Source organism: Viridibacillus sp. KH_047, from assembly GCF_057838945.1.
The window spans coordinates 4,216,941-4,229,832 of sequence record NZ_CM174479.1; the positions used below are offsets into that span (position 1 = coordinate 4,216,941).

Sequence of the window (12,892 nt, forward strand, 5' to 3'; positions counted from 1 at the left end):
ACCTCCCTTTTTAAGAGAGGTTAAAATTATTATACTGTTACAATTTTAGTAGGTTCGTCTGCATCAGTATCTAATAAAGTAACAAATTCACCTGGCATGATTCCACATGATTGCAACGTTTGAGATACACTCATACGAGCCAGATCTTTCATATTATTATCTTTACTCAAATGGGAAAGATAAATACGTGTTGGTTTTTGTTCTACAACTTCACTCATAGCAACAGCAGCATCTTCGTTTGATACGTGTCCAACATCACTTAGTATACGGCGTTTTGTAGACCAAGGATAACTCCCCATTTGTAGCATACTTACATCATGATTACTTTCAAAAACAAAGGAATCAGCACCTTTAATAATTCCTTTCATCCGATCACTGACATAACCTGTGTCCGTAATAACTACAAGTTTACGACCATTTTCATGAAAAGTATAAAACATAGGATCTGCGGCATCATGGGAAACAGCAAATGATTCGACATCTAATGATCCGAACGATTTCACTGTTTCCATATCAAATTGGAAGCGTTGTTCTAATGGAATATTACCCACTTTGTCATCCATTGCAGCCCATGTTTTAGCGTTGGCGTAAACTGGAACATGATATTTACGTGCTAAAACACCCACGCCTCTTATGTGATCAATATGTTCATGCGTTACAAAAATACCGCTTAGTTTTTTTATATCGCGATCAACTTTTGCAAAAAGCTGCTCCATTTTCTTGCCTGTAAGGCCCGCATCTACAATAAATGCATGGTCATCATTTTCTACATAAATAGCATTACCCGTACTGCCACTTGCTAATACACTGAACTGCATAGTAAAGACTCCTTATTCACTTTCTAATTCTTTATCTCTATCTAATTCTTTATCATTTTCTATTGCTTGAATATCGATAACTTGGCCATCTACCGCATTAACGAAATAATCTGCTTCGTCACCCTCCGCAAACTCAACACGGATATGCCATGTTGGCGCAAGAACTTGAGTTTCTATTAAAGGAGCAAATGTATAGTAGCCAAGCTGTGGTTTATTAATTTTCGAATCCTGCTTTAACAATCCTTTTTCATATAGTACTTTGATTGCTTCACTAGCAGTAAAACCCTTGCTTTTCTCACCAAATGCCTCTAGTGATTCAAACATTGTTTGTTCATAACCTGTCACTGCTAAGTCTTTATTCCACTGCAATGTTACCCTCGCATTTTCATTAAAATAGATTATGCGATTGTCAATTTGTTGGAAAAAGGTTGCCTCTCTCTTTTCTTCATCTATACGCCAAAGTTTATACGTTTCTCCCGCATACACATACTTTTGCATAAATTCTGCAAAACTCGTGGCATCTTGAATGTTTCTGAGTGCTATTGGTTTTTCGAATTTTAAAGTCCTTATAGAACCATTTGTGATGTCATAATGCTGGTTACCAATTTTCTTGAAGTCGGTAGGTTTAAAGTGCTTGATTTGACCAGATATATACGAAATTTTTTCACTTTTAACAGGTAAGCCTTTAACCGTAATGTTCTCATCCTCTAAGCGCTCTTCTAACGATGCTTCTCCAACTTTTTCAACATCTTGGTCCTCATTATATCGACTGACATAAAGTGAATAAAGGAAAACGTTTAGTAATGAAAATACAATGATGAAAATTGTTTTCGTTTTACTCCAATCCAATTTGGCCACCTCCCGCAATAACAGGTGATAAATGTTCCCACTTACCATTAATACTATAGAACCACATTGGCTCCAATGTGAATAAATTTGGATTAGCATTTTTCGTTAAGTAAAAACCTGACCGAACTTCCTCAATATCTTCATAATTAATATCTTTTCTACCCTTTAGTTTTTCTATTACCTCTGGTCCGGATATTAACTTACCATCATTCCTTACTAAAGGAATAGGAACCGGTTGGTAGTATGGACGATAATACTTCGAGATGCGATCGTTGCCCCAATCCCAATAAGTCGAAATTTCCGTTAAAGTAACTGATCGGTCACTAAAGACTGGCTGATCTTCTAAATACATTTGATAAGTAACTTTTTGATTACCGTAATCTACTTCGTTATAACGGAAAACACCTGTCCATCCACTATGCTCATTTATAAAATTAAATGTATTCAAAATAAGATCAGACTCTAACGCCTTTTCTTTGTTGTCTACAATAGATGTATTAACGTAATTGAGTGTTTTCTTTGTAACATCAATAGTCATTAGTGATTTGTCATCTGTGTACTTTTCTGTACTAGTCGCTTCATCTGGACTACGTTTTACAATATTAGGATCAGGGAAAAGCGCATTTTTATAACGAATAATAGGATCTGATTCAACTATATAAGTGTATTTAGGCATGTTAATAGCCTTGGCTGGCAAATAGAAGCTCTTCGCTCCCTCACGTTCAATCTCAAGATAATTTGGAAAGCTTCTTGCCACTGTTGCTACATTATTTTCGAAGTATTTTCCGCTTTGGACTGTTATTTTAGCTTTATACAGTTTATTGTTTTTTGAATTAGCAAAAAAAACAATAAACTCATTATTAGACATGCTACTATTGCTTAACTTATTCCAATCAATAATCATGTAATTGAATGAAGCTTCAGTTATTTTTTTATTCTGTGTGGGTAATAGGTTTTGAAGGAATACAGGGAAAGGTATTTCTCCTGTATAAAACAAAGTCATGCGATTATTCACACCTATTAGTTCATTGAGCTTTTTATCGTCTAAATTATTACTTACAAGTGTCAAATCTGAAAGTTCCCATTTTTTCATTTCACTTAAAATAGGATCCATCTTAGCATTTTCATTTGTACCTTTCCACTTTCCATTCATATGAAAAAGCATTCGATAGGGCTTAATGATATCTGAAATTTGACGTTGCTTTCCAATTGAACTATCTAAAACTTTCGGGGGTTCAACTGTTTCATAGTTTGGTTTGTAAGTCCAAATAGAAAATGTAAGTGTAATACTCAAAAAGACAAGGATGAATAGAGCGATAGACTTTATTTGCTCAACATACTTCAATCCCATTCACCTACCTCATCTAATTCGTATGGCAATGTGAAGAAGATCGTTGTACCATGCCCTTCCTCACTTTCTGCCCAAATTTTACCACCATGCGCATGAATCATTTCCCTAGAAATTGCTAACCCTAAACCAGTGCCCCCCATAGAGCGGGCTCTAGCACGGTCTACACGATAAAAACGGTCAAAGATACGTTCAACATTTTCTTTCGGTATCCCCATACCATCATCGGAAATCATGACTTTTAAAATTCCATCTTGTGCCGTTACTCCAAAGCGAATATTGCCACCATCTGGTGAGTATTTTAATGCATTCGAAATAATATTATCAATGACTTGTGTAATTTTATCAGTATCTAGTTCTACATAGCATGGTGTATCTGAGATGTGTCGTTGGAATTCTACGTTTTTTGATTTTGACATTTCAAAACGGTCAATAATACGGTCAAAAAATTTATTAAAATCTACAATATCTGCATTTAACTCATATTCTCTACTATCCATACGTGATAGTTGTAATAGGTCATTTACAAGGCGAATCATTCGCTCTGTTTCTGTTTGTGTAACATTTAAAAAAGTAGGCGCTATATTTTCATCTCGCCATGCGCCATCCGCTAATGCTTCTAAGTAGCTACGCATTGTTGTTAATGGTGTACGAAGTTCATGCGAAACGTTAGATACAAATTCACGGCGCTCCATCTCAATCTTCTCTTGTTCAGTAATATCGTGCAGAACTGTAATTAAACCATTTACAAAACCAGTTTCTTTTTGAATAACGGAGAAATTTGCCCGCCAAATATAAGGTCGTTCTGGTGAACTAAAATCTAGATTCACAGCATCTTTCATATGGATTAAATCTTCAAAAGAATACTCTTCTTCTAATCCTAAAACAGAAATAAGTGGGCGCCCCATTAGTTCATCGTCTTCACTATTTAAAAGCTGCTGTGCAGGTGTATTGATAAGTATAATACGACCTTTTCGATCGGTCGCTATTACACCATCTGTCATATTAGCTAAAACGGATGCAAGCTTTCTTCGTTCACCCTCTGTGGTGGATTGCGCTTCCTGGAGCCTATTTGTTAAATGATTAAAAGCTATTGCAAGTTGGCCTATTTCATCATTGCCATAAACGCGTACTTTGCGTGAATAATTCCCTTTAGCCATTGCTTGAGCTTGTTTTCTCATATCTGATATTGGTTTCGTAATTGTTTTTGCGATGAAAATACCAAGAATAACTGTAATGGCTAAAGCAAGTGCTGTACCCCCAGCCAAAATACGATTGATCTCATTCATCTGTCCAAAAACACTTTCAATATTCGATTTTAAATAGACAGTTCCAATGACCTTACCATTAGAAGTAATAGGCGTCGCTACTAACCATACACGTGTTTTGGTTTGATCATCTAATGCGATTTTTTCCGAACGAGTTGGAGTAGCTATTGATTGGCGCACTACTTTTTCCGTCGCGCGCTGTCCAACGATGGACTGATTGCTTGCATCAGATGTAGCTAAAATGCGATAGCGTGCATCGATAACTCGAATTTCATTTATATCACTAGAGGATATTCCGCCTAATACCGTTTTCAAACTTTGCTCTATCGAAGGATCAGCTTCAGTTCTTTCTTTTAAAAGCTCCTCTTTAACACTAAATGTCACTAGTTTTAAACGGTCATCAACAGATGTTTGAAAGTTTTCCTTTAACTTTTGTTCCAATTCGCGTACGAAATAGAATCCTATAATTTGCATAGCTATTACAATTAATAACACGTAAATTAGTACTAGCTTTACGTGAACGGATTTGAAAAAACGGACTTTCTGCATGTCCTTTACTCCTGTTCAGGATTTCTTAAATAATATCCTACGCCACGGCGTGTAACAATCCATGCTGGATGACTTGGGTTGTCTTCAATCTTCTCACGTAAGCGGCGGATTGTTACATCCACAGTACGAACATCTCCAAAGTAGTCATAGCCCCATACCGTTTGCAATAAATGCTCACGCGTCATAACTTGACCGATATGTTTTGCTAGATAATGTAGTAATTCAAATTCACGATGTGTAAGTTCAATTGCTTCATCGCGTTTTAATACTAAATACGCTTCTGGTTGAATGACAAGCGAGCCAACTACGATATCACTTGAAGTTTCTTCTTGCTCTTCTGTTGCTATAGTTGATTGGTGGCGTCGCATATTCGCTTTTACACGGGCGATTAATTCTCGAGTACTAAATGGTTTTGTCACATAATCATCTGCACCTAATTCTAAACCTAATACTTTATCAATTTCGGAATCTTTTGCTGTTAACATAATAATAGGTATATCATATTTCTTTCGTACTTCACGGCATACTTCTATACCATCTCTTTTAGGTAACATGATATCTAGAAGCATTAAATCTGGTTTGATTTCTTCCACTTTCTCAAGTGCCTCATCACCATCATAGGCACAAATAACTTTGTAGCCCTCTTTTATTAAATTAAATTGTAGTATATCTGCAATCGGTTTTTCATCATCTACAACTAAAATTGTCTTGTCCACATTTATACTTCCCTTCATATATGAATTGGATTTATGTTGTCAATTAACGTTAGTTTTTCGTATGTTCCATATCTTTAACTCTATCATGCTTTAGCCTTCTGTGCATCTTTTGGAATTCAAGGCACATTGAAGTTTCCCGGGGAATAATTTTATTCTTAACCCATTTTACAAAGAACTCTATGTAAAAAAAACAGTCCACTTGCATAACGGACTGTATCGTTCTATTTTTATTTTAATACATTTAACGGGTTTAGTAATTTTCCATTTTTAGACACCTCAAAATGTAAGTGTACTCCTGTTGAATTACCTGTTGTACCCATTATCCCTAATTTTGACCCTTGCGCTACAACTTGTCCCACTTCCACATCAATCGATGCCAAGTGCCCATAAACTGTTTGAAAACCGTTATTATGGTCAATAGTTACTTTATTGCCGTAAGATCCATCCACACCTGCAAATGTGACTTCACCGTTATCAGCTGCTTTAATCGTAAATCCATCCGGTCTAGCAATATCGAGTCCTCGATGTAATTCGCCCCAACGATAGCCCATTTCACTTGAAATGTAACCACCTTCTGCTGGCCATTCAAAGCTTCCGCTCCCACGTGAAGGTACTTCCTTTGTTCCCTTCACGATTACACGTGTTTCTGCTTCCTTCATAACAGATTGCGTCGTTACTTTTTCTAAAGCAGGCTCACCATCTATTTCAGTAATTATATGCCTTACTAGTTTTTTACCGTCCGCGCCTTTTTGTTTTACTTCTTTCTCGCCAGTCAGCATTTTTTTATCTTTTTTTATAATTGTTTTATGCTCTATTCTCTCAGACTTTATCGATTCTTTTGTTAGTTCGATATTAATCCAAGGCTCCAACTCTGCTACTTTAATGGTATTTCCGATTGTTAGAGATTTTTCATCCGTTAAATCTTCATTTAGTTCCAAAAGCTTAGAAGTTGAAAGTTTATATTTAGCTGCAATACTACTAAGAGTATCGCCTTTTTTAATGGTATAAGGTTTCTCTTGAAGCTTGCCTTTTGTTAATAATTTAACAGCTTCCTTTGTAGTTAATACATTAGCTGGATCTGTATACTCAGTCATACCAGCTACAGATTGTTTTATAGAAATATCCACAATACGTGTTTCGTTTTTCTTTAATGGTGGTAAAGTTTTATGATTATTTTCCATAGCATCCAACGACTTAAGCTCTTCGGCTGAAACATACTGTAATTTAAGCTGGCGAATTGTTTCATCATATGCATCGATATCTTTGACATAGGTAGCCACTTTACCATCGATAAGTAATGCAAATGCTGAAGCTTTAATTTTTAAAGCATCGTCTAGCTTTTTTAAAGTATCTTCGTCATTTGTATCCTCCTGGAAAACTTGCTCTGATATAACGGATAAATCTGGCGTTGCATCAAGAGACAGACCATCGTATTTTGTGCTAACCTTTTTCACTTTGTCTTCAATATGTTGATCAATCAACTTTTTATTGGATACTGCTCCAATATATTGATTCTTAATGTATATATGATAAATTTTATGCAATTGATTGTCGTTCTGAGCATTTGCATAACCATTATTCAATCCTACTAATGATACGAGGAATATTGCGATAGTTGCTACTTTCATTGCTGTTAGTTTGCAGATTCGTTTAAAAAATATAGAGTTCTCACTACTATTCCGTTTCAAACGCATGGTAAGCTCCTTTCGTTTTTTTGATATAAATCAATTATTATTTACAAGAGTTATGTCGAAATCAAGCCTCTCTAATTTAACATATTCCAATTTCCAATTGAACATATTACACTTGATGTCACTAAAATGTATAATAAACTCCATTTATTTTGAATTTATTACAAATTAAGGTTTGAATTAGGTAATTTTTATTTATTATAGACATTTTTTGTAAACATTATTCACCATACTACTCTCTATATATACAAAAATCTCATTTCATTTTTGTGTTAATTGTTACAATATAACTCTTTTCACTTTTGCATTTTTGAAAATTCCGTTAAAATTAAGTTAGAATTATTAGATTTTTGGAGAATGGGGAGATTAGTTTGAGTGACTCAAACAGGAGTATGGAAGACATTTTAGCCGAAGCAAAAAAGATCAATGATAGGAATAGGAAAACGTCTAAAGCTCGTTTACTAAAACGCATTATTATGGTGATGACCGGTGCTATTATTATGGCAATTGGCCTGGAACAATTTCTTGTACCAAACAATATTTTAGATGGTGGAATTGTTGGTATATCTATTATTGTTTCCCACCTTAGTGGTCTACCACTAGGATTATTTATTTTCCTCTTGAACATACCCTTCTTTTTCCTCGGTTATAAGCAAATAGGGAAAACCTTTGCCTTATCAACCGCGTTAGGAATTACTACTCTATCTATAGCAACGGTTCTATTACACCCAATTGAACCTTTCACAAACGATTTACTATTATCTACAGTATTTGGCGGAATCGTTCTTGGAACTGGGGTCGGTATCGTTATCCGCTACGGTGGCTCTCTTGATGGGACCGAAATTATGGCCATTCTATTTAACAGAAATTCTCCGTTTTCTGTCGGCGAAATCATTATGTTCTTCAATCTAATCATTTTCGCTATAGCCGGTTTTATTTTCACATGGGAACAAGCAATGTATTCGGTTCTAGCCTATTTCATTGCTTACAAAACCATCGATGTAGTTATTCAAGGACTTGATGAATCGAAATCCGTCTATATTATCAGCGATGAATATGAAGAAATCGGGCGTGCTATTATGGATCGTCTAGGCCGTGGTGTAACGTATTTAATCGGAGAAGGCGCTTATACTGGTGACAGGAAAAAAGTGATTTTCACAGTTATCACTCGACTAGAAGAATCTAAACTAACAACAATTGTAGAAGAACTCGACGATCATGCATTCCTGGCAATTGGCAATATCGCCGAAGTTCGTGGTGGACGCTTTAAGAAGAAAGATATTCACTAAATGTAAAAGGCCAATTCTCTTTAGAGAATTAGCCTTTTTTATTTATACTAAATTATCAATCGCTATGCTCTTTACCGTTCTTTTTTGCATTTTCCGTAAATAAATGATAAAAACAATGTTAATAATGAGAGTTAATGCTGACATAATAAATAAGAAAGTGACTTGTAACATCCCTAATGTATTTATTATTAAAGTCATCGTAAACAGCGATAGCAAATGTATTGAAAGATACCAAATCCCTATCTTATTAGTTATTTTACTCAATTTCACAGCAGCTAAAGAGGTAAAAACTGACTGAATAACAACGAAGAGGAAATATACTTGAATAACTTGTAACAATGCATATCCTAAATCGTAGTATTCACCCCAGGTATAAGATGCCCTCACTTGATCTTGTAGGAAAAAATGTGGCAGTGAATACACAGCCAGTAATATTGCTAATAGTTGAGCTCTCATCGTTTCTTTTCCTTCAGCAGCTATTTTTGCAATACCGCTAGAAATTAAAATGTAACCTATAAAATTAGGCATTATATCTACAACTATATATATATTAATTAGAAGAAAGAGATATCCAATAAATAAATGCTTAAAGCCTTCACTCATTTATGCTCCTCCTTTGCATCATACACAAGCTGATTTACTTGTCGTTGTGTTAATGAGGGCTCACTTCTAAAATGAAATACATAACCCATCTCTTTGTTCTTTTTATTTGTAGCAGGCATTAAAATATCTGCATCTATATATTCATCAGGTTGAACTTTGCTTTTCCTCTTATATTGGATTGTTAATCTCTCTTTGGCTTTAACATCCATGGGCCAGGATTGATCCTCTATCGGAGTCATAGCGCCCTCCCCGCTTTTTCCAACGTTCACCTTATATAAAGAGGCAATCTCTTGTGGTAGTTCTAGTTTCTTCATATGCGCATCCTCAAGCAATTGTACATCTTCGGTTACATTACCCATATTGTCAACAGATCTCGAACTAAAATCTGTTTTAATGGACCTTGGTTCATTATGTATTTCGAAATGTTCGATATTTGCATTTAAACTACGATGTTCCGAAAAATCCATCAATATTTTATTGGCATTAATTTTTGTACTTTTTAAATATGCTAGTTGCTCTTCATCAATATTAAAATCTACTTTTTTTAAATAATGATGTATGTATTCTGTATAATAACTCCCTTGTGATGATACATAATTACCCATTTCTTCAAAATAACTATCATTACCTAAAGGATATAATGTTTCTTGCCCTAATCGTAAGCTCATTGCTTCCATATTTTCTCCTTTATTAGTTAAATAAAAGATCGAAAATGTTCTCTCATAGTCACCTATAATATTTATGTATGAAGAAAGTATAATTGGATCCTTCAATTGCTTTGATTGATAATATAGTGTATTTCCTAACCAACTAATTAAAATGATACTTATTGCTCCCCAAAACCATTTCGCCTTCAAATAACCCCTCCTTTAATACAATATAGTTAATATTATACAGTGTAATACCATAAAAAAAGCGGAGAAAATTTCCTCCGCTTTTTGTCTATTTATTAATTTATGCTTATTCTCCCCAAACGTCTACAAGGACATTTGTTTGATCGCGGTCTGGACCTACTGAGAATGTAGCAATTTGAATGCCAGCTAGTTCACTAACGCGCTCAACATAGCGACGAGCGTTCACTGGTAATTCTTCTAGCGTTCTGCAGCCTGTAACGTCTTCAGACCAACCTGGAAGTTCTTCATATACTGGTTCACATTGTTCAATAATGTGAAGGTTAGCAGGATATTCAGTAAGTATTTGACCATTGTATTTATAAGCTGTACATATTTTAACTGTTTCTAGACCTGATAATACATCGATTGAGTTTAACGATAAATCTGTAATACCACTTACTCGACGTGAGTGACGTACTACTACGCTATCAAACCAACCAACACGACGTGGGCGACCTGTAGTTGTACCATATTCGCGACCTACTTCGCGGATTTGATGGCCTACTTCATCAAATAATTCAGTTGGGAATGGTCCATCACCAACGCGAGATGTATAAGCTTTACAAACGCCTATAACGCGCATATCTCTAGATGGTCCAACCCCTGCACCAATTGCCACTCCTCCAGCTACTGGGTTTGAAGAAGTTACAAATGGGTATGTTCCTTGATCGACATCAAGCATAACACCTTGTGCGCCTTCAAATAATACGCGACCACCTTCATCAAGAACATCATTTAAAATTTTTGAAGTGTCTGTTACATATTTAGCGATTTCTTGACCATAACCATAGTATTCCTCAAAGATATCTTCAAAATTTAACCCTTCTGTTTCATAAAACTTCTCAAAAAGGCGATTTTTAAGAGCTAAGTTTTCACGTAATTTTTGCTCAAATACTTCACGGTCCAATAAGTCCGCCATACGGATTCCGATACGTGCTACTTTATCTTGATAGCAAGGTCCGATGCCTTTAGCAGTTGTCCCAATTTTGTTGTCTCCACGGCTTTCTTCATCTACGATATCTTGTTTAATATGATAAGGAAGAATAATGTGTGCACGGTTAGAGATACGAAGATTTTCAGTGCTTACGCCTCTCTCTTGTAAGTATTTCAATTCCGTTACGATGGATTTAGGATTTACAACTAAACCATTACCGATAACTGAAATCTTATCTTGATAGAAAATACCTGATGGAATTAAGTGTAATTTGTACGTCTCACCATCAAATTTTATTGTATGGCCAGCATTGTCTCCGCCCGCATAACGAGCTATTGCTTCTGCTTTTTTTGATAGGAAGTCGGTGATTTTACCTTTACCTTCATCTCCCCATTGAGTTCCCACTACTACTACTGATGTCATTACCAGCACCTCCGTCAGACGCTTTCAAGCATCCTGAATCAAACACGATAATTGTATCAACTGAAAAGGCAATAGTCAATTAAAAATAAACAAAAACACGAACGTACTATGATGTATAGTAATTTAACGTTCGTGTTTCATATACTCTAGTATCCTCCAGCTGGCTCATGCTGTGACCAATCGACACTAACAAATTTGTTATGTTCTTTCACGAACGCAAGTTTAACCGTATCTGTTGGACCATTACGTTGCTTGGCTACAATAATTTCAATCGTATTAGCATCTTCCGTTTCTTTATCGTAGTAATCTTCACGATATAGGAAAGAAACGATATCGGCATCTTGCTCAATACTTCCGGATTCACGTAAATCACTCATCATTGGTCGTTTATCTTGACGTTGTTCAACGCCACGCGACAACTGAGATAAAGCAATAACAGGTACTTCTAATTCACGTGCTAATGCCTTGAGAGATCTTGAGATTTCGGATACTTCTTGTTGACGGTTTTCGCGTCCACTACCACTGCCTTGAATAAGCTGCAAATAGTCAATTAAAATCATGCCAAGTCCATGTTCTTGTTTTAAACGGCGACACTTTGCTCGTATTTCATTAATACGTACACCTGGTGTGTCATCAATGAAAATGCCAGCCTTCGATAAACTGCCCATTGCCATTGTTAGTTTGCGCCAATCTTCAACATTTAACGCACCAGTTCGTAATACTTGTGCATCAATGTTACCTTCTGCACATATCATACGCATAACGAGCTGTTCTGCACCCATTTCAAGTGAGAAGATAGCAACATTTTCAGATGTCTTTGTTCCTACGTTTTGTGCAACATTCAAAGCAAATGCTGTTTTCCCAACTGAAGGTCGCGCTGCTACAATGATTAAATCTCCACGTTGGAACCCCGCTGTTAGACGGTCCAAATCACGGAATCCAGTAGGAATACCTGTAACGTCACCTTTTCGGTGTTGTAACTGCTCAATGTTTTCATATGTTTGGACAAGTACATCCTTCACAGGCTTAAAGTCGCCTGCGTTTTTGCGGCTTGCTACTTCCATCATTTTACGTTCAGCTTCTGCTAAAAGTGCATCCACTTCATCTTCACGTGTATAACCGTCTTCTACAATTTTCGTTGCTACTCTAATTAAGCGGCGTAGTAAAGCCTTCTCTGAAACGATTTGTGCATAATAAGCGACATTGGCTGCTGTTGGTACAGCATTAGCAAGTTCCGTTAAATAAGAAATGCCTCCTATGTCTTCTAGCTCATTATGATTGGAAAGTTCCTCTGTCACTGTAACGACGTCTATTGCTTTACCTTGATCGCTTAGACGCAACATCGTCGAGAAGATTTTAACATGCGCAGATCTATAGAAATCATCTTCAAGAAGAATTTCTGAAGCCGTTATGAGTGATTGTGGTTCAAGAAAAATGGCTCCTATGACAGATTGTTCAGCTTCAAGATTATGAGGCGGAACGCGTTCCAATAACGGATCGTTCATATATGT

At 36.0% G+C, this 12,892-nt stretch carries 11 protein-coding genes; 1 reads left to right on the top strand and 10 read right to left on the bottom strand.

What is annotated here, in order from left to right:
- Nucleotides 1–29: 29 nt before the first annotated feature.
- From AC3IS5_RS20670 to AC3IS5_RS20695, 6 genes are all read right to left on the bottom strand, one after another.
- The gene (locus tag AC3IS5_RS20670; RefSeq protein WP_489426039.1) at nt 30–818 is read right to left on the bottom strand and encodes an MBL fold metallo-hydrolase; all 789 of its coding nucleotides are present in this window, start codon (nt 816–818) and stop codon (nt 30–32) included.
- Nucleotides 819–830: 12 nt separating this feature from the next.
- On the bottom strand, nt 831–1,667 hold the full coding sequence (locus tag AC3IS5_RS20675) for a two-component system regulatory protein YycI (RefSeq protein WP_489426040.1): 837 nt from the start codon (nt 1,665–1,667) through the stop codon (nt 831–833).
- Nucleotides 1,654–3,018, bottom strand: coding sequence for a YycH family regulatory protein (locus AC3IS5_RS20680; RefSeq protein ID WP_489426041.1), 1,365 nt, complete (start codon nt 3,016–3,018; stop codon nt 1,654–1,656). The genes AC3IS5_RS20675 and AC3IS5_RS20680 overlap by 14 nt, the downstream gene beginning before the upstream one ends.
- Nucleotides 3,009–4,832: a cell wall metabolism sensor histidine kinase WalK gene (walK, locus tag AC3IS5_RS20685; protein ID WP_489426042.1), complete on the bottom strand. Its 1,824-nt coding sequence runs from the start codon at nt 4,830–4,832 to the stop codon at nt 3,009–3,011. Before walK ends, AC3IS5_RS20680 begins: the two co-directional genes overlap by 10 nt.
- 5 nt (nt 4,833–4,837) lie before the next feature.
- Entirely contained in the window at nt 4,838–5,548 is a 711-nt protein-coding gene (gene yycF / locus AC3IS5_RS20690) for a response regulator YycF (protein WP_193737909.1), read from the bottom strand.
- 227 nt (nt 5,549–5,775) lie between these two features.
- Complete coding sequence (locus tag AC3IS5_RS20695; RefSeq protein ID WP_489426043.1) at nt 5,776–7,242, bottom strand: peptidoglycan DD-metalloendopeptidase family protein; 1,467 nt, start codon at nt 7,240–7,242, stop codon at nt 5,776–5,778.
- A 389-nt stretch (nt 7,243–7,631) separates the two neighbouring features.
- On the opposite strand from AC3IS5_RS20695, the gene AC3IS5_RS20700 reads away from it, so the two are divergent.
- Nucleotides 7,632–8,528, top strand: coding sequence for a YitT family protein (locus tag AC3IS5_RS20700; protein ID WP_489426044.1), 897 nt, complete (start codon nt 7,632–7,634; stop codon nt 8,526–8,528).
- A gap of 42 nt (nt 8,529–8,570) precedes the next feature.
- Here AC3IS5_RS20700 and AC3IS5_RS20705 read toward each other — a convergent pair whose 3' ends face one another.
- The 4 genes from AC3IS5_RS20705 to dnaB form a co-directional block, all read right to left on the bottom strand.
- Complete coding sequence (locus AC3IS5_RS20705; RefSeq protein ID WP_193737907.1) at nt 8,571–9,131, bottom strand: hypothetical protein; 561 nt, start codon at nt 9,129–9,131, stop codon at nt 8,571–8,573.
- Nucleotides 9,128–9,988, bottom strand: a complete 861-nt coding sequence (locus tag AC3IS5_RS20710; RefSeq protein ID WP_489426045.1) for a hypothetical protein — start codon at nt 9,986–9,988, stop codon at nt 9,128–9,130. Before AC3IS5_RS20710 ends, AC3IS5_RS20705 begins: the two co-directional genes overlap by 4 nt.
- Nucleotides 9,989–10,091: 103 nt before the next feature.
- The gene (locus AC3IS5_RS20715; RefSeq protein WP_489426047.1) at nt 10,092–11,381 is read right to left on the bottom strand and encodes an adenylosuccinate synthase; all 1,290 of its coding nucleotides are present in this window, start codon (nt 11,379–11,381) and stop codon (nt 10,092–10,094) included.
- Between the two features lie 146 nt (nt 11,382–11,527).
- Complete coding sequence (dnaB, locus tag AC3IS5_RS20720; RefSeq protein ID WP_038178807.1) at nt 11,528–12,886, bottom strand: replicative DNA helicase; 1,359 nt, start codon at nt 12,884–12,886, stop codon at nt 11,528–11,530.
- Nucleotides 12,887–12,892 lie beyond the last annotated feature (6 nt).